The following is a 15720-nucleotide window of genomic DNA, read 5'->3' as shown; positions in this document are numbered from 1 at the left end:
TCCGGACGGGCGTTCCCGTCACGCCGCCTGGCGCACCGGCGCGCCCGCGGCCCGGGGCAGTTCGAGGCGCACGCGCAAGCCCTGCGGCTCCCGGTTCTCGAGGCTGAACGTGCCGCCATGCGACTGGGCGATGGCGCTCGCGATCGACAGGCCGAGGCCGAAGCCGCCGGCCTCGTTGAGGGTGCGGGCGCGGTCGCCGCGCACGAAGGGCTGGAGCATCAGGGCGCGCTCCGCTTCCGGGATGCCCGGGCCGTCGTCCAGGATCTCGACCGCGACGCGGCCGGGCCCCGCCTCGACGAGGCGCACGGTGGCGCCGCCGGCATACTTGACGGCGTTGTCGATCAGGTTGGTCAGCGCCCGCTGCAATTCGCCGGAGGAGCCGCGCACCAGGGCCGGGCGGAGATCCTCGCTCTGCACCTCCTCGGCCCGCACCGCCTCGCCGATATCGGCGAAGCCGTCGCAGACCGTCTGCACCACCGAGGCGAGGTCGATCAGGCCGAGGCCTTCGCGCGACTGGCCGTCGCGCACGAAGGACAGGGCCGCCTCGACCAGCGCGTTCATCTGGTCGAGGTCGCGCAGGAACTGCCGGCGCAGGACCTCGTCCTCGAGAAATTCCGCCCGCAGGCGCAGGCGGGTGATCGGGGTGCGCAGGTCGTGGCTGATCGCCGCCAGCATGTGGGTGCGGTCGTCGATGAGCCGCAGCACCCGGTCGCGCATCCGCCCGAGCGCCCTGGACACCGCCAGCACCTCCTCGGGGCCGTGCTGGGGCAGCGGACGGGCCTCGGTGGCGGTGCCGAACGCCTCGGCGGCCTCGGCGAGCCGGGCGAGCGGCGCGGTGAGCGCCCGCGTCGCCCAGATCGACAGGAGCGTGAGCGACAGCGCCAAGAAGACCAGGGTGATCAGCACCGCGCTCGTCAGCGGCGGGTGCGGCAGCGGCAGGGGCGGCAGGTCGGCGGTGAGCTGCAGGCCGGCCGGCCCGGCGATGCGCAGGTGCAGGGCGCCGCCGGGCATGTGCTCGGCCGAAACGCCGTAGCCCGCCCCCAGGGCCGCCCGCAGGCCGGTGATCTCCGGCACCTCGGCGCTGGCCGCCGGGGGGGCGTTCGGCTCGTTGGACGGCAGCAGGGTCAGGTGCAGGGCCGAGGCGCTGCGGCGGGCCGCCGCCACCACGTCGGTCCGGTCCTCCGCCGGGGCCGCCGCCACCATGTGGACCACCGTGACGAGGCGGTTGGCGAGCGCGTTCGGCCGCTCGTCGGAGCGGCGCAGCTCCGGGCGCAGCAGCAGGAAGGCCACCGTGACGACGACGTGGGTGACCACGATCGCCGCCACCACCAGGAGGGCGAGTTGCCCGGCGATGCGGCCCGGCACGGGCCCCCACCGCCTCATGCCGGTGCCCGCCGGGTCATGTCGAGACCACCTCGGGCGTGAACAGGTAGCCGCCGGAGCGGATGGTCTTGATCATCTCGGGGTTGCGCGGGTCGCGCTCGATCTTCTGGCGGATGCGGCTCACCAGCACGTCGATGCTGCGCTCGAACGGGCCGGGCGCGCGCCCCTGCGTCAGGTCGAGGAGCTGGTCGCGGGAGAGCACCCGGCCCGGCCGCAGGCACATGGCGTGCAGGAGGTCGAACTCGGCGCCGGTGAGCGCGACCTGCGCGCCCTCCGGGTTGAGGAGCTGGCGCAGGCCCGCATCGAGGACGAAGCCCCCGAAGGCGTGGCGGCGCACGCCCTCGTCGTCGCGTCCCGGCGCGGCCGCGCCCCGGCGCAGGATGGCGCGGATGCGGGCGAGCAGCTCGCGCGGGTTGAAGGGTTTCGCCAGGTAGTCGTCGGCCCCGATCTCGAGCCCGACGATCCGGTCGATCTCCTCGCTCTTGGCGGTGAGCATCAGGATCGGGATGCCGGAGGCGGCGCGCAGGCGCCGGCAGATCGACAGCCCGTCCTCCCCCGGCAGCATCAGGTCGAGCACGACGAGGTCGACGCGGGAATCGGCCATCAGCCGATCCATCTCGCGGCCGTCGCCGGCGATGGAGACGCGGCAATCGTTGCCACGGAGGTAGCGGGCGACCAGCGTGCTGATCTCGCGATCGTCCTCGACGATCAGGATGTGCGGTGTCGTGCTCACGGTTCGCCTTATGCCGCAGTCCGGCTTTTGCTTGAAGCCATCGAAGTGCATCCGTGTGTTGCTGTCCGCCTCCGGCGATACCGTCGCGAGAAACCGGCCCCGGGATTCCCGGCACGGCACCGCTTCCGTCATGGTGCCGCATTCGCGGGCGAGGACGAAGCCCGCACGCGCATTTCTCGTCCGGCCGGGGCCCCTTTTGCCGGGAAATGCACTAGTGCTGGGCGCCGGACCCGCCCTCACAGGATCTTTTTCCATGCAGCAGAATCGCCTGTTCGACGACTTCGCCCGCCTGATGACCGACGCGGCCGGCGCCGCCCAGGGCGTGCGCCGCGAGGCCGAGACCGTGGTCAAGGCGCAGATCGAGCGCATGCTGCGGGACATGGACGTCGCCACCCGCGAGGAGGTCGAGGTTCTGCGCGATCTCGTCGCGTCGTTGCGGGCCCAGAACGAGGCGCTCACCGCCCGCGTCGCGGCGCTCGAGGCCAAGCCGGCCGATGGCACGCCCACCGCCGGTGCCAAGGCCGCCGGTGCCAAGGCCGCCGGTGCCAAGGCCGCCGGTGCCGACACGGCGACCGCCTGACGCGGGAGCCGCTGCCACAGGACCGTGCAACAGGCGCCGGATGCCCGGCGCTTGTGCACAGGAAGCTTCGGTGGATAGCCGGCGGCCTGCCGCCGGCCCCGCGGGTTTCCGCTTTGAGTCCCTCGACTCGCCCGGGCTATAGTGGGTCACGCACTGATTCGCCGTCGCCCAGGGGGAGACAAGTCGGAACTTAAGCTTATCGCCGGCACGTCCTGACCGTGCCCGGGTCGCGATCTGCCTTGACGACGACACCCGCCGCGTCCGCTGACGCAGCTGTATCCCGCTCGGACGAGCCAAACTTGGATCGCCATGACCCAGCTCACCATCGACGACCTGACCCGCGCCGAGCACCCGCTCGATGTCGTCGAGCGCCTCGCCTCCCTCCGGGACTGGATCTTCGATCGCGCTGAGACCGACGAGATGTCGGTGGCGGTGGCCGGACGATGGGCCGAGTACCATGTCGCCTTCACCTGGATCGAGGATGTCGAGGCGCTGCACGTCGCCTCCGCCTTCGACCTCAAGGTGCCCGACCGGCGCCGCAACGAGGTGCTGCGCCTCGTCTCGCTCGTCAACGAGCAGCTCTGGGTGGGTCATTTCGACCTCTGGAGCAGCGAGCACGTGGTGATGTTCCGGCACTCGCTGGTGCTCACCGGCGGCGCCGAGCCGACGAACGGCCAGTGCGAAGCGATGCTGAAGACCGCGGTCGAGGCCTGCGAGCGCTACTTCCAGGCGTTCCAGTTCGTGATCTGGGCCGGCAAGACCGCCCGCGAGGCCCTGGACGCGGTGCTGTTCGAGACCGAGGGCGAGGCGTGAGCGAGGCCGGCTCCCGGGCGGCGCTGCCGGCCTCGCTCGTCCTCGTCGGCGCCGGCAAGATGGGCGGCGCCCTGCTCGAGGGATGGCTCGCCGACGGACTGCCCGGCGCGCATGCCGCCGTGATCGACCCCAATCCCGCCCCCGCCATGGTGGCGTTGTGCGAGCGCCACGGCGTCGCGCTCAACCCGGCCGAGCCCGGCGAGCCCGAGGCCCTGGTGCTGGCGGTCAAGCCGCAGGGGCTCGACGCCGCGGCCGCCGCTGTGGCGGCGCTGGCCGGGCCCGGCACCCTGGTGGTCTCGGTGCTGGCCGGCAAGACGATCGCGAATCTCAAGGACCGCCTGCCGCGGGCCCGCGCGGTGGTGCGGGCGATGCCGAACCTGCCCGCGAGCATCCGCCGCGGCGCGACCGGCGCCGCCGCCTCGCTGGAGACGAGCGAGGCCCAGCGCCGGACCGCCCACGCGCTCCTGTCGGGCGTCGGCCTCGTCGAGTGGCTGGACAGCGAGGACCTGATCGACGCCGTGACGGCGGTCTCGGGCTCGGGGCCGGCCTACGTGTTCCTCCTCGCCGAGGCGCTGGCGGCGGCGGGCGTCGCCGCCGGGCTGCCGGCCGAGGTGGCGGACCGCCTCGCCCGCCAGACCGTGGCCGGAGCGGGGGAACTCCTCGGGCAGAGCGCCGAGGAGCCGGGAACGCTGCGCCAGAACGTGACCTCGCCGGGCGGCACCACGGCGGCGGCCCTCGGGGTGCTGATGGCCGGGGACGGCCTCGCGCCGCTGATGCGCGACGCGGTGGCGGCGGCCAAGGCCCGGGCCGAGGAACTGGCGGGCTGACACGCCGGCCTCAACCACGCCCTGCCGCGTCGCCGCGGGCCCCTGCCCGTCGCGCGGTGCGGTCCCTAGATAAGGGGTGACGGCGGCGGGCCCGGCCCCGACGGCTGGTGCGCGCGCCCGTCAGCCTACGGTATCGGAGCGCCCCCAATGGCCCGCAACCCCAAGACGACCGGCGAGCACGACGGCGCCGGCGACACGCCGCACGCCACCCGCCTGCCGCCGCGGGAGGCGATCGTCGAGGCGCTGATGCGTCTCGCCGCCGAGCAGCCCTGGAACGACATCGAGATCGGCGACATCGCCCGCGAGGCCGGGGTGAGCCTGGCCGAGTTCCGCGAGTGCTACCCCTCGAAGGGCGCGGTGCTCGGGGGCTTCGCCCGGATGATCGACAAGCAGGTGCTCGACGGCGCCAGCGACGACCTCGACGACGAGCCGACCCGCGAGCGGCTGTTCGACGTGCTGATGCGCCGCCTCGACGCGATGGACCCCTACAAGCCGGCGCTCCGCCGCATCGTCTTCGCGCTGCGCGGCGATCCGCTGTCGCTCGCCGCCCTCAACCAGGTGGCGCTGAACTCGCAGCGCTTCATGCTGGCCTCGGCCGGGATCAGCACCGAGGGGCCGCTCGGCCGCGTCAAGCTCCAGGGCGTCGTCATCGCCTTCGCCCGGGTGACCGAGGTGTGGCTCGAGGACGAGGACCCGGCGCTCGCCCGCACCATGGCGGCGCTCGACCGCGAGATCCGCAACGGCGAGCGCTTCATGGAGCGGGCCGAGGACGTGCGCCGCCTGACCGCGCCGTTCCGGGCGCTGGCCCAGTCGCTGGCCGAGGGCGGCCGCCGTCGTCGGCGCCGCGGCCGGAACGACGACCGCAACGAGGACGAGGGCACCCCCCTCGGCGGCGACCCGGCGGCGGCGATCTGACGCCGGGCGTCCGGAGGCGCCGCGCCTCTCGCCTGGGGACTTTCGAGACATTCCAGGGTGACCGTCGGGCGCCCGCCGGCTAGCTTGACGGAACGACCGCCGCAGATCCGCGGCGGCGATCCCCGAGGGCCGTTTCGGATGCTCGACCCGTTCCCCCGCGCGCCGGCGACGATCGCTCGCGTCGAGCAGCCGCGCTACACCGCCCTGGCGCAGGCCCTGCACTGGCTCACCGCCGCCCTCGTGCTGGCGGTGCTGCCGCTCGCCTGGGTGGCGACGAGCCTGCCGGCGAGCCCGTCGAAGGGCTTCTTCTTCCAGCTGCACAAGTCGGTCGGCATCACGATCCTGGCCATCGTCGCCCTGCGCATCCTGTGGCGGGCCTGGCACCCGGCCCCGCGGGAGCCCTTCGTGCCGGCGGGCCTGGCCCTGCTCGGCCGGATCAACCACTGGCTGCTCTACCTCGTGTTCCTGCTGATGCCGCTGAGCGGCCTCGTGCTATCGGCCGCCGCCGGCAACACCACGCAGTACTTCTTCCTGTTTCCGATCCCGCCCTTCCTCGAGAAGAACAAGGCGGTGGCCGACCTCGCCGACCAGATCCACCTCGCCGGCCAGTACGCGGTCTACGCCCTGGTGTCGCTGCACCTGCTCGCCACCGCCTGGCACCTGATCGTGCGCCGCGACGCCCTCCTCGACCGGATGCTGCCGCGCCAGGACGTCTGAGCCTCGCCGACCTGAGGATCGCCCGGATGCGCGACCACCTCTACCTTCTCGCCCCCGATTTCGCCGACCCGGCCCTGCCGGGCCGGCGCTTCTACTGCTGGCACTGCGCCCTGATCGAGGGGGTGCTGGCGGGCTTTCCCGACCTGGCGCGGCGGCTCGACGTGACGCGCCTGCCCTGGCCGCGGCCGCGGGACGCCCTCGTCTCGCGCCTCGGCGAGGCGCACCAGGTGCTGCCCGTGCTGGTGCTCGCCCCGGATGCCCCGGATGGCCTCGCCACCGGCCGCCGGGGCCCGATGCGCTTCGTCGACGACAAGGACGCGATCCTGCGCGTCCTGCACGCGCGGCACGGATTCCCGGAAGCGCATCCGTGACGGAGCGACCGACCGCCGCGCGCCGTCCATGACGTGCGGCCGGATATATTCGATCGCACGCGATTGAACCAACCTCTCCGGATGTGCGTTTTTGCAGCGGTCCGGAGCGTTGCACCGAACCGGACCCTTGCTCATGAGATAGTGGCAGACGCGCGCCCTCCGACGGGCGCGCAAGGGACGACCGACGCGTGACCGACCGCCGCGAAGAGAACCGCATCGCCGCCGAGCTGACCCGGGTCGGCGCGAGCTCCGATCCGTTCGCCGCGGCCGTGCGGGCGACGCGGATGCCGATGCTGGTCACCGACCCGCACCAGGCCGACAACCCGATCGTCTTCGTCAACGACGCCTTCTCGAAGCTCACCGGCTACACCAGGGACGAGATCCTCGGCCGCAACTGCCGCTTCCTGCAGGGTCCCGAGACCAACCGCGACGACGTCGCCCGGGTGCGCGACGCGATCGAGCGCCGGGTCTCGATCGAGGTCGACCTCCAGAACTACAAGAAGTCGGGCGAGACGTTCTGGAACCGCCTGCTCGTCTCGCCGGTCTTCGACGACGAGGGCCAGCTGACCTACTACTTCGCCTCGCAATTCGACGTGACGCTGGAGCGCGAGCGGCTGGTGCGCCTGCAGCGCGACCGCGATGCCCTGGAGCAGCAGATCGAGCGGCGCTCGCAGGCCCTGCGGCGCAGCGAGGAGCGGCTGCACTTCATCCTCAAGGCGTCGCGGCTGGGCTCCTGGACCCTCGACCTCGACGGCATGCGGCTCGTGGCCTCCGACAGCTGCAAGCGCAACCTCGGCCGGGAGCCGGGCGACCCGTTCACCTTCGAGGACCTGATCGACGCGATCCTGCCGGAAGATCGCGACCGGATGCAGGCGGCGATCCGCGAGTCGATCGAGAACCGGAGCGACTACGACATCGAGTACCGGATCCGTACGCCGGCCGGCGAGGTGCGCTGGCTCGAGATCCGCGGCCAGCCCTTCTACGATGCCGACGGCGAGCCGCTGAGCATGGCGGGCGTCACCCTCGACGTGACCGAGCGCAAGCGCGGCGAGGAGCACCGGGCGCTGCTGGCCGAGGAGCTGAACCACCGGGTGAAGAACTCCCTGGCGACCATCCAGTCGATCGCCAACCAGACCCTGACCCACGCCGCCTCGCTCACCGAGGCGCGCCTCGCCTTCAACGCGCGACTGCAATCGCTCTCGGCCGCCCACGACGTGCTCACCCGCGAGAGCTGGGAGGGTGCGACGCTGGCCGAGATCGTCGAGGAATCCTTACGCCCGTTCCGCACCGGCCAGGGGACACGGTTCAAGACCGGCGGTCCGCCCGTCCGCCTGCCGCCGCGGCTAGCCCTGGCCTTCGTGATGGCCCTGCACGAGCTCGCCACCAACGCGGTGAAGTACGGCGCGCTCTCGAACGCGCAGGGCCGGGTGATCCTCAACTGGGACATCGTCGACGGCTCGAACCCGGGCCGCCTGTGGCTGCGCTGGGAGGAGATCGGCGGCCCGCCGGTCGTCGAGCCGGCGCGCCGCGGCTTCGGCTCGCGGATGATCGAGCGGGTGCTCGCCGCCGAGCTCGGCGGCAGCGCGGAGGTCGAGTACCGCCCGCGCGGCGTGGTCGCGACCGTCGAGGCGCCCCTGCCGGCGGTGGGGACGCGCAAGACCGGGGCCGCGGCCTGAGCGGCGCGGCCCTGACGGCCGGGGCCGTCACGGTCTAGGCAGACTTGCGTTGGCAGGCCAACGCTTCGTCCGCTTAGGTCCTTGTTTTGTCGCAGATTTTTGTCGCAAAACCGGTGACCACTTTTGCGAAACCTGCTTAGAAGCGGGGCATGACGACCGATACGGTGACCCTCGCCCCCGCGCATCCCGACGATCTCCCGGCCTTCAAGCGGGAATTGCAGGAGGCCTTCGCGATCGCCGTGGTGGCGGAGTTCGGGGCGCTGCCGGACGGCCCGATCCCCTCCGACGACGACCTCGACGCCACCCTCGCGCATCCGGGCGCCGTGGTCCTGCGGATCCGGCACGAGGGCCGGGTGGTCGGCGGCGCCGTAGTGACGATCGATCGCGAGACGCATCGCAACGCGCTCGACCTGTTCTTCATCACGCCCGGTGCGCATGGACGCGGCCTGGGGCGCCGGGCCTGGTTCGCGATCGAGCGGCACTTTCCGCAGACGCGGGTCTGGGAGACGCACACGCCCTATTTCGAGAAGCGAAACATCCACTTCTACGTCAACGTCTGCGGCTTCCGGATCGCCGAGTTCTTCGGCGCGCATCACCCGGACCCGCACGGGCCAGGGCAGAGCGACCTGCCCGGCGACGGCGAGGCGTTCCGATTCGAGAAGGTCATGTGACCGGCGGGGCGTCGCGCCGGCCAGGTTCTTCCGCCCCGCACAGCCAGCCGATCACCGGCGCCAGCCGCGCCCCCTCCCCGCCCGCCGGCACGACCAGCCGCAGCGGCGGTCCCGCCACCGCCCGGTTGCCGAACGGTGCGACGAGGCGCCCATCCTCCAGCGCGCCGGCAACGAGCACGCTGTGGCCGATGAGGACGCCGCTGCCGGCGAGCGCCGCATCGAGGGCGAGGCTGTAGAGCGAGAACGCCGCCTCCCGGGCCGGCCGCAGCGCCCCGGGCCCGTGGGCGGCGAGCCAGCGCGGCCAGTCCCCGCGCCAGACCGAATCGTGCAGCAGCGTCGCCCCGGCGAGGTCCTCCGGGTGATGCAGGCCCGCCGCCAGGGCCGGGGTGCAGACCGGATACAGGTCGTCGCGGGCGAGCACCACGGAGGTGCAGCCGGCGGGCGCCGCGTCGCCGACATAGAGCCCGAGATCGACGAGGTCGCGGGCGTAGTCCGGCTGCTCGTCCCGGGTGAGGATCGTCACGTCGAGGTCGAAGGCGGCCTGGAGCGCCGGGAGCCGGGGCGCGAGCCAGAGCTGGGCGATGCAGGGCAAAGCCGCGAGCGTCAGGCTGCGCGGCCGGCCGATCGCCCGCATCTCCCGCACCGCTCCGTTGAGCGCGTCGAAGGCCGCGCTCAAGGCGGGCAGGGCCGCCCGCCCCTCCGGGGTGAGGACGAGGCCGTTGGGCAGGCGGTGAAAGAGCGGCCGGCCGAGCCATGCCTCGAGCCCCTTCACCTGGGTGCCGATCGCCGCCGGGGTGACGTGGAGCTCCCGCGCCGCGCCGACATAGCCGCCGTGCCGCGCTGCCGCCTCGAAGGCTCGCAGGGCGTTGAGGGAGGGGGATGAGGGCCGGCCGCCCTGGTCCATCGCGAGGCCTTCGGCAGGGTGATCCAGAGGCCAAGGAAAGCTTGGCCTCAGCCCAAGCTTATCCCGTTTGCGGGCCGGCCCGGCAAGCCCGACAGTCGGGACCAGACGGACACCGAGCGAGCCCCCGACCATGCGCCTCCTCCACGACGGCTATTTCGACCGGGGCCTCGACGCCGACCCCGCACTCGCCGCCTCGATCCGGGGCGAGCTCGCCCGGCAGCGGGACGGGATCGAGCTGATCGCCTCGGAGAACATCGTCTCGCGCCTCGTGCTGGAGGCGCAGGGCTCGGTCCTCACCAACAAGACCGTCGAGGGGCTGCCCTACGCCCGCTACTACGGCGGCGCCGAGCATGCCGACGCGATCGAGGCCCTGGCGGTGGAGCGGGCGACGCGGCTCTTCGGCTGCCGCTTCGCCAACGTGCAGCCGCATTCGGGCTCGAACGCCAATGCGGGAGTCTTCCTCGGGCTCTTGAAGCTCGGCGACACCATCCTGTCGATGGGCGTCGAGGCCGGCGGCCATATCAGCCACGGCCACCCGGCGACCCTGACGGGGCGCGACTACACCATCGTGCGCTACGGCGTGGCGCGCGGCAGCGAGCGGGTGGAACTGGAGGCGGTCGCGGCGCTCGCCCGCGCGCACAAGCCGACGATGATCGTGGCCGGCGGCTCGGCCTACGCGCGGGCGCTGGACTTCGCGGGCTTGCGGGCCATCGCCGACGAGGTCGGGGCACTCCTGATGGTCGACATGGCGCATTTCGCCGGCCTCGTCGCCACCGGGCTCTACCCGCACCCGTTCCCGCACGCCCACATCGTGACCTCGACCACCTACAAGTCCCTGCGCGGGGCCCGGGGCGGGCTGGTTCTGTGGAACGACGCCGCGCTGTCGGACCGGATCAACTACGGCATCTTCCCGGGCGTGCAGGGCTCGGTGATGATGCACGCCGTCGCCGCCAAGGCGGCCTGCTTCGGCGAGGCGCTGCGGCCCGAGTTCCGGGCCTACAACCAGGCGGTCCTCGACAATGCCCGGGCGCTCGCCGAGAGCGTCGCGGCATCCGGGATGCGCCTCGTCGCCGGCGGCACCGATTGCGGGCTGATGCTGGTCGACCTCTCGCCCCAGGGCGTGACCGGGGACGTCGCCGCCAGGGCGCTCGAGGCCGCGGGGCTCGCGGTCAACAAGAACCAGATCCCGTTCGACACCCGCCCGCCCGAGGCGCCCTCGGGCCTGCGCCTGTCCTCGAATGCCGGCACGGCGCGGGGCTTCGGCGCGCAGGAGTTCCGGCAGGTCGGCCGCTGGATCGCCCGGGTGGTGGCAGCACCCCACGACGCGGCCGGGCTGGCGGCGATCCGGGAGGAGGTGCTGGCCCTGTGCCGGCGGTTTCCGATCTACGGCGCGTGAGCGTCCGCCCCGTCCACCACCCCGCCGATCAGGTTGCGCCCGAGCAGGAACTCGGCGGTGAAATCGGTGCGGATCAAGGGCTCCATCGCCACCGGCCCGGCAAGCGCCTGCGCCTCGGCGCGGCGCGCCGCCACCGCCTCGGCGCGCTCGACGGCGCGGAAGCGGATCCGCGTGCCGCCCTGGGCTTGCGCGAGCCGCCCGAGATCGGGGCCGATCACGGTCGCGATCTTGGGATAGCCGCCGGTGGACTGGCGGTCGGCCATCAAGACGATCGGCCAGCCCTCCCCCGGCACCTGGATCGCCCCCATGGCGATGCCGTCCGAGACGATGTTGTAGCCCTTGGCGTGGGTGAGCGGCGTCCCGTCGAGGAAGCATGCCATCCGGTCGCCCTTGGTCGTCACCGTCCAGGGCCCGGCCAGGAAGGCGGCGATCTGGTCGTCCGAGAAGAAATCGTCCTGAGGGCCGAGCACCACCCGGATCTCCTCCGGCGGCCGGTCGAGCCAGGGGGCCGTGAGGGCGTGGGGATCGGTCGGGCCGGGGCGGGCGTCGCGCACCGCCAGCCGATCGCCGGCCCGCAGGGCCCGGCCGTCGAGCCCGCCGAAGCCGGAGCGGGTATGGGTGGCGGTGGAGCCGAGGGTGGGAGGAAGATCGAACCGGCCCGCCGCCGCGAGATACGCCCACGCCCCGACCCGGCCCGCCCGCACGACGAGGCTCTGGCCGGGGTGGAGCGTCAGCGCGCAGGCCGGCGGCAGGGGCGCGCCGTCGAGGGCGAGCCGGAAGGCGCCGCCCGCGACCGCGATCCCGAGCGGTCCGCCCTCCGCCGTCACCTCGACGCCGCCGAGGGAGACTTCGAGGGCGGTGGCCCCGAGCGGGTTGCCGAGCGCCCGGTTGGCGGTGGCGTGGGCGAGCGGGTCCATCGGCCCGGCGGCGGTGATGCCGTAACGGAGATAGCCGTGGCGCCCGCCATCCTGGAGCGTCACCCCGGGACCGGCCGACAGGATGCTGAGACGCGAAGTCATGCGGCCTCCCGGCGCTGGGCGACGATCTCGCCCGCGGCGGCGCGGTTTTCGAGATCGGCGAAGGTGGCGGCGTCGATCGCCTCGAACCGGAGCGTGTCGCCGACCGCGACCGGGAACGGCTCGGGCCGCTGCGGCGCGTAGAGCCGCTCGGGCGTGCGCCCGATCACGTACCACCCGGTCGGCATCGGGAAGGTGCCGACCGCCGCGAGCCCGCCACCGATCAGCAGGGCGTTGGCCGGGTGCGGCGGGCGCGGGGTGGCGCGGCGCGAGACCGCCAGTTCCCGCGGCAGGCCGCCGAGATAGGCGAAGCCCGGGGCGAAGCCGTACATGTAGACCCGGTACTCGGCGCCTGCGTGAAGCGCGGCGACGCGCTCGACCGTGAGCCCGGTCGCCTGGGCGATCGCGCCGATATCCTCGGCGCAGGCCGGGTCGTAGCAGCAGGGCAGGATCCACTGGGCGGCGCCGGGCCGGGCCGAGGCGGGCCCGGCCGCCAGCGCCGTCACCCTGGCGGCGAGGTCGTCGTGGTCGAGGACCAGGGGATCGTAGTGGATCATCAGCGAGCGGTAGGTCGGCACCGTCTCGGTGAGACCGTCGGGCGGCGCGGCGCGGAGCGCGTCGTCGAGGGCGAGCACCCGGTCGTGGATCGCCGGGTCGACGGTGGTGCCGAACTCCGCCACGAGGGCGGCCTCGCCGGCGTCCAGAAGGCGGGGGCTCTCCATCGGAATCAGGCCCGGAACGGGGCGAGGCGCACGCCGGCGCCCTCGAGCCGGGCGCGCACGGCGCGGGCGGTGGCGACCGCATGGGCGGAATCGCCGTGGACGCAGACCGAGCGGATCGGCGTCGGCAGGCGCCGGCCGCTCGCCGCGATGATCGCTCCCTCCTGCACCATCGCGAGCACGCGGTCGGCGGCCTCACGCTCGTCGGTGATCATCGCGCCGGGCTGGCTGCGGGGGATCAGGAGCCCGGCCTCGGTGTAGCCGCGATCGGCGAAGATCTCCTGGTGCACGTCGAGGCCCTGCGCCTCGCCGGCCGCGACCTGGGCCGTCAGCGCGATGGCGAGCAGCGACAACGACGGGTCGACGGCCCTGACCGCCTTGGCGATGGCGTCCGCCACCGGGCGCTCGACCGCCGCGAGATTGGCGAGCGCGCCGTGCGCCTTGACGTAGGTGAGGCGGTGGCCGGCATAGGCCGCGAGCCCCGCCGCGGCGCCGACCTGGTAGGCGACCAGCCGCTCGACCTCGCCGGGGGTGAAGGGGAGCACCCGGCGGCCGAAGCCCCACAGGTCCGGGTAGCCCGGATGGGCGCCGACCGCGACGCCGCGCTCGCGGGCGATGGCGAAGGTACGGGCCATGATCTCGGGATCGCCCGCATGCAGGCCGCAGGCGACGTTGGCCGAGGTCACGACCTCGAGCATCGCCGCGTCGTCGCCGCAGCGGTAATCGCCGAAACCCTCGCCGAGGTCCGAGTTGAGGTCGATGGACAGCATGGCGGGCCTCCGGGCGGACGGTTGCGGGCCCTCTGTTCCTGGCACCGCGCCCACGCCCCTGCAACCCGCGGGCCGCGCCGGCCCGGGTTGTTTCCGCCGCCGGTCCGGCGACCCGTCAGAGCGTGAGGGCGCTCACCGACAGTTCCAGGGCGTTGCGCGCGAGCCAGAGCACACCCCAGCCGATCAGCCCGAACCAGGCGAGAACCAACGGCACGCCGACCATCAGCGTCAGCACCATGGCGGCGCGGCGCAGCCTGGCCTCGAATGACGCGCCGCGGGCCGCCAGCCGTACCGCAATGGAGGGGTTCGTCTCGAACTGGATCATCGGCATCGGTCCCGGTGAGGTCATGGGTTCGGGGTGGCAAGCGGTGGGCCCGATCGAATCACCGCCCGTCACTCAATTGCGCGCGATATAGCGCCTGCGGCGCGGGCGGGGAGGGTTTGGTTAACGCATTCCGCAGGACCTAATGCCGCATTTCGTACCGTGGCGAAACAGTTTCCTGCGCCCGGACGACAGTATTTGTTAGTCTATGACAATGGACGGCCCCGGCGCGTCCCGCTACGGTTCCCGGACACGGCCGGGACATGGAGCCCGGCTTTCCGCGCCCGCCGACCCGGAGGTGCGATCATGCGTGACGGGATGCGTCGCCTCGGCCTCGCCTTGCTGCTCGGCCTCCTGTGCGGAGCGCCGGCCTCGGCCCAGAGTCCGGACCGGGATCGGTCCGGCTCCCGTCCCTGGAGCGACCCGCCGGCGAAGCCCGCCGAGGCGCCGGCCCTCCCGTCGGCAGCGGGACCCGCGGCCGCGACGGCGACGGCAAAAAACCCGCTCCTTGCCGCCAGACCCCGGAGCGTCGCGAAACCCCGCCGGGCCGCGGCCCGGCCCGCCGAGCGGGAGCGCCTGGCCGTGACGCGGCGCGCCATCCCGGCGCGGATCGCGGCGCGGGCGACGCGCGGGGCCGGGGCGCCGCCGGCCCGGCGCGTCGCCGGAGCGCCGCCCCGGATCGCCGCGACGCGGCCGGTGCGGTACGCCCCGCCAGACCTGCAGGCGCCCACCGATCTGTGGATCGACGCCCGGGCCGACCGGATCCGCCGCGCTCGGGACGGCGGCTACCTCGTGATGCGCCGCACCACGATCGAGGACGCGACGGGGCGGCGGATCGAGGTGCTGCGTCCCCTCGACGACGACGACGAGTAGGGCGCAGCCGCTCGCCTCACAGCCACGGCCGCAGGGCGAGGTGGGCGCCGAGGAGCAGCAGGCCGATCAGGAAGGCGCGCCGGAAGGTCGGCGCCGAGACCCGGCCGCGCAGCCACTGCCCGGCCGCCATGCCGAGGAGCGCCGGCGCCAGCGTGACCAGGGAGGCCGCCCCGGCGGCGAGAGGCAGCGCGCCCTCCCGGGCGAGGCCGGCGGCGAGCGCCACGGTCGAGACCGTGAAGGAGAGGCCGAGCGCCTGGATCAGCCCGTCCCGGTCGAGGTTCAGCGCCTGGAGGTAGGGCACGGCCGGGATCACGAAGACGCCGGTCGCCCCGGTGACGAGGCCGGTGGCGAGGCCGACGAGGGGCGAGAGCCAGGGCTCGGCCCGAGGCGGCACCCGGACCGACAGACCGGCGAGCCCGGTGACCGCGTAGGCGACGAGGGCGATGCCGAGCGCGCTCGCCGGCCCCGGTCCCCGCGCCCCGGCGATCAGCCCGGCGCTCGCCACGGTGCCGACGGCGATGGCCGCCATCATCGGCCCGAGCCGGCGCGCCAGGCCCCCGAAGCGCGGGCCGGCCAGGAGCTGCCAGATATTGGTGACGAAGGAGGGCACGATCAGCAGCGCCGCGGCCTGGGCCGGGCTCATCACGGTGGCGAGCAGCCCCACCGCCACGGTCGGCAGGCCGAGGCCGATCACGCCCTTGACGAAGCCGGCGACGAGGAAGGTGGCGAGGATCACCGCCCAGCCGAGCGGGCCGGCGGTGCCGGCGAGGAGATCGGTCACGGCGGATCCGGTCAGTCGCGGCCGATCAGGTCCTGGAGCATCGATTCCTGGCTCGGCAGCGGCGAACCGACGATCTCCGGCTCCCCGACCCGCGGCAGGACCGAGGCGTCGACCGGGTGCCCTTCGAGGAGCAGGCCGGCGGCGACGATCGCCAGGGCGAGGGCGACGAGACCGAGCGGGCCGGGACCACCGGAGCTGAGCGGGATGCGCGGCGGCATGGATGGACGTCCTCCGGTGGCAACGGCCCGAGCTT

The 15720-nt window shown here is 73.6% G+C and carries 19 protein-coding genes; 10 read left to right on the top strand and 9 right to left on the bottom strand.

The genetic code is table 11. The features are described 5' to 3' along the window. Nucleotides 1–18: 18 nt before the first annotated feature. Both V3T34_RS00520 and V3T34_RS00515 read right to left on the bottom strand, forming a co-directional pair. Nucleotides 19–1383, bottom strand: a complete 1365-nt coding sequence (locus tag V3T34_RS00520; protein WP_060849084.1) for a sensor histidine kinase — start codon at nucleotides 1381–1383, stop codon at nucleotides 19–21. A gap of 16 nt (nucleotides 1384–1399) precedes the next feature. Then, nucleotides 1400–2167 carry a response regulator gene (locus V3T34_RS00515; RefSeq protein ID WP_060849085.1) on the bottom strand — a complete coding sequence of 256 codons (768 nt, stop codon included), beginning with the start codon at nucleotides 2165–2167 and terminating at the stop codon, nucleotides 1400–1402. Between the two features lie 202 nt (nucleotides 2168–2369). On the opposite strand from V3T34_RS00515, the gene V3T34_RS00510 reads away from it, so the two are divergent. The 8 genes from V3T34_RS00510 to V3T34_RS00475 all read left to right on the top strand — a co-directional run bounded on the left by V3T34_RS00510 (nucleotide 2370) and on the right by V3T34_RS00475 (nucleotide 8686). Next, nucleotides 2370–2696 carry an accessory factor UbiK family protein gene (locus tag V3T34_RS00510; RefSeq protein ID WP_091884798.1) on the top strand — a complete coding sequence of 109 codons (327 nt, stop codon included), beginning with the start codon at nucleotides 2370–2372 and terminating at the stop codon, nucleotides 2694–2696. A gap of 309 nt (nucleotides 2697–3005) precedes the next feature. Next, nucleotides 3006–3509, top strand: coding sequence for a type III secretion system chaperone family protein (locus tag V3T34_RS00505; protein ID WP_060849087.1), 504 nt, complete (start codon nucleotides 3006–3008; stop codon nucleotides 3507–3509). Further along, complete coding sequence (proC, locus tag V3T34_RS00500; protein WP_305078495.1) at nucleotides 3506–4336, top strand: pyrroline-5-carboxylate reductase; 831 nt, start codon at nucleotides 3506–3508, stop codon at nucleotides 4334–4336. The genes V3T34_RS00505 and proC overlap by 4 nt, the downstream gene beginning before the upstream one ends. A gap of 147 nt (nucleotides 4337–4483) precedes the next feature. After that, nucleotides 4484–5251 carry a TetR/AcrR family transcriptional regulator gene (locus V3T34_RS00495; RefSeq protein ID WP_305078496.1) on the top strand — a complete coding sequence of 256 codons (768 nt, stop codon included), beginning with the start codon at nucleotides 4484–4486 and terminating at the stop codon, nucleotides 5249–5251. Between the two features lie 138 nt (nucleotides 5252–5389). Further along, complete coding sequence (locus tag V3T34_RS00490) at nucleotides 5390–5968, top strand: cytochrome b (protein ID WP_060849090.1); 579 nt, start codon at nucleotides 5390–5392, stop codon at nucleotides 5966–5968. Between the two features lie 26 nt (nucleotides 5969–5994). After that, entirely contained in the window at nucleotides 5995–6339 is a 345-nt protein-coding gene (locus V3T34_RS00485; protein WP_305078497.1) for a DUF3088 domain-containing protein, read from the top strand. A gap of 188 nt (nucleotides 6340–6527) precedes the next feature. Then, nucleotides 6528–8015, top strand: coding sequence for a PAS domain-containing protein (locus V3T34_RS00480; protein ID WP_091884792.1), 1488 nt, complete (start codon nucleotides 6528–6530; stop codon nucleotides 8013–8015). Between the two features lie 149 nt (nucleotides 8016–8164). Continuing rightward, nucleotides 8165–8686, top strand: coding sequence for a GNAT family N-acetyltransferase (locus tag V3T34_RS00475; protein WP_305078498.1), 522 nt, complete (start codon nucleotides 8165–8167; stop codon nucleotides 8684–8686). Here the strand turns inward: V3T34_RS00475 and V3T34_RS00470 are convergent. Next, complete coding sequence (locus V3T34_RS00470) at nucleotides 8679–9590, bottom strand: LysR substrate-binding domain-containing protein (protein WP_305078499.1); 912 nt, start codon at nucleotides 9588–9590, stop codon at nucleotides 8679–8681. The genes V3T34_RS00475 and V3T34_RS00470 overlap by 8 nt on opposite strands. Before the next feature lie 130 nt (nucleotides 9591–9720). On the opposite strand from V3T34_RS00470, the gene V3T34_RS00465 reads away from it, so the two are divergent. Then, nucleotides 9721–10986, top strand: coding sequence for a serine hydroxymethyltransferase (locus V3T34_RS00465; protein ID WP_305078500.1), 1266 nt, complete (start codon nucleotides 9721–9723; stop codon nucleotides 10984–10986). Here the strand turns inward: V3T34_RS00465 and V3T34_RS00460 are convergent. The 4 genes from V3T34_RS00460 to V3T34_RS00445 all read right to left on the bottom strand — a co-directional run bounded on the left by V3T34_RS00460 (nucleotide 10974) and on the right by V3T34_RS00445 (nucleotide 13816). After that, a complete protein-coding gene (locus V3T34_RS00460; RefSeq protein WP_305078501.1) occupies nucleotides 10974–12005 on the bottom strand; it encodes a 5-oxoprolinase subunit C family protein in 1032 nt (343 codons plus the stop codon). The genes V3T34_RS00465 and V3T34_RS00460 overlap by 13 nt on opposite strands. After that, nucleotides 12002–12724, bottom strand: a complete 723-nt coding sequence (locus tag V3T34_RS00455; RefSeq protein ID WP_305078502.1) for a 5-oxoprolinase subunit B family protein — start codon at nucleotides 12722–12724, stop codon at nucleotides 12002–12004. Before V3T34_RS00455 ends, V3T34_RS00460 begins: the two co-directional genes overlap by 4 nt. 5 nt (nucleotides 12725–12729) lie before the next feature. Continuing rightward, complete coding sequence (locus V3T34_RS00450; RefSeq protein ID WP_091884777.1) at nucleotides 12730–13491, bottom strand: LamB/YcsF family protein; 762 nt, start codon at nucleotides 13489–13491, stop codon at nucleotides 12730–12732. A 115-nt stretch (nucleotides 13492–13606) separates the two neighbouring features. Beyond that, nucleotides 13607–13816, bottom strand: a complete 210-nt coding sequence (locus V3T34_RS00445) for a hypothetical protein (RefSeq protein WP_305078503.1) — start codon at nucleotides 13814–13816, stop codon at nucleotides 13607–13609. A gap of 303 nt (nucleotides 13817–14119) precedes the next feature. Here V3T34_RS00445 and V3T34_RS00440 point away from each other — a divergent pair, with 303 nt between their 5' ends. Continuing rightward, on the top strand, nucleotides 14120–14686 hold the full coding sequence (locus V3T34_RS00440) for a hypothetical protein (RefSeq protein WP_331369079.1): 567 nt from the start codon (nucleotides 14120–14122) through the stop codon (nucleotides 14684–14686). 16 nt (nucleotides 14687–14702) lie between these two features. On the opposite strand, the gene V3T34_RS00435 is transcribed toward V3T34_RS00440, so the two are convergent. Beyond that, the gene (locus tag V3T34_RS00435) at nucleotides 14703–15467 is read right to left on the bottom strand and encodes a sulfite exporter TauE/SafE family protein (RefSeq protein WP_060849101.1); all 765 of its coding nucleotides are present in this window, start codon (nucleotides 15465–15467) and stop codon (nucleotides 14703–14705) included. An 11-nt stretch (nucleotides 15468–15478) separates the two neighbouring features. Then, complete coding sequence (locus V3T34_RS00430; RefSeq protein WP_060849102.1) at nucleotides 15479–15685, bottom strand: hypothetical protein; 207 nt, start codon at nucleotides 15683–15685, stop codon at nucleotides 15479–15481. Nucleotides 15686–15720 lie beyond the last annotated feature (35 nt).

The organism is Methylobacterium ajmalii (genome assembly GCF_036448855.1).
GTDB classification, from domain to species: domain Bacteria; phylum Pseudomonadota; class Alphaproteobacteria; order Rhizobiales; family Beijerinckiaceae; genus Methylobacterium; species Methylobacterium ajmalii.
Note: the sequence above shows the minus strand (reverse complement) of the source record. Positions and strands in the feature narration are given on the sequence as shown.

Bases quoted from the DNA above. Each gene is read 5' to 3' on its own strand.
- V3T34_RS00440 (WP_331369079.1), top strand. From the start codon at position 14,120: ATGCGTGACGGGATGCGTCGCCTCGGCCTCGCCTTGCTGCTCGGCCTC.
- V3T34_RS00445 (WP_305078503.1), bottom strand. From the start codon at position 13,816: ATGATCCAGTTCGAGACGAACCCCTCCATTGCGGTACGGCTGGCGGCC.
- V3T34_RS00470 (WP_305078499.1), bottom strand. From the start codon at position 9,590: ATGGACCAGGGCGGCCGGCCCTCATCCCCCTCCCTCAACGCCCTGCGA.
- V3T34_RS00520 (WP_060849084.1), bottom strand. From the start codon at position 1,383: ATGAGGCGGTGGGGGCCCGTGCCGGGCCGCATCGCCGGGCAACTCGCC.
- V3T34_RS00515 (WP_060849085.1), bottom strand. From the start codon at position 2,167: ATGCACTTCGATGGCTTCAAGCAAAAGCCGGACTGCGGCATAAGGCGA.
- V3T34_RS00465 (WP_305078500.1), top strand. From the start codon at position 9,721: ATGCGCCTCCTCCACGACGGCTATTTCGACCGGGGCCTCGACGCCGAC.
- V3T34_RS00430 (WP_060849102.1), bottom strand. From the start codon at position 15,685: ATGCCGCCGCGCATCCCGCTCAGCTCCGGTGGTCCCGGCCCGCTCGGT.
- V3T34_RS00490 (WP_060849090.1), top strand. From the start codon at position 5,390: ATGCTCGACCCGTTCCCCCGCGCGCCGGCGACGATCGCTCGCGTCGAG.
- V3T34_RS00505 (WP_060849087.1), top strand. From the start codon at position 3,006: ATGACCCAGCTCACCATCGACGACCTGACCCGCGCCGAGCACCCGCTC.
- V3T34_RS00455 (WP_305078502.1), bottom strand. From the start codon at position 12,724: ATGGAGAGCCCCCGCCTTCTGGACGCCGGCGAGGCCGCCCTCGTGGCG.
- V3T34_RS00510 (WP_091884798.1), top strand. From the start codon at position 2,370: ATGCAGCAGAATCGCCTGTTCGACGACTTCGCCCGCCTGATGACCGAC.
- V3T34_RS00450 (WP_091884777.1), bottom strand. From the start codon at position 13,491: ATGCTGTCCATCGACCTCAACTCGGACCTCGGCGAGGGTTTCGGCGAT.
- V3T34_RS00460 (WP_305078501.1), bottom strand. From the start codon at position 12,005: ATGACTTCGCGTCTCAGCATCCTGTCGGCCGGTCCCGGGGTGACGCTC.
- V3T34_RS00495 (WP_305078496.1), top strand. From the start codon at position 4,484: ATGGCCCGCAACCCCAAGACGACCGGCGAGCACGACGGCGCCGGCGAC.
- V3T34_RS00475 (WP_305078498.1), top strand. From the start codon at position 8,165: ATGACGACCGATACGGTGACCCTCGCCCCCGCGCATCCCGACGATCTC.
- V3T34_RS00485 (WP_305078497.1), top strand. From the start codon at position 5,995: ATGCGCGACCACCTCTACCTTCTCGCCCCCGATTTCGCCGACCCGGCC.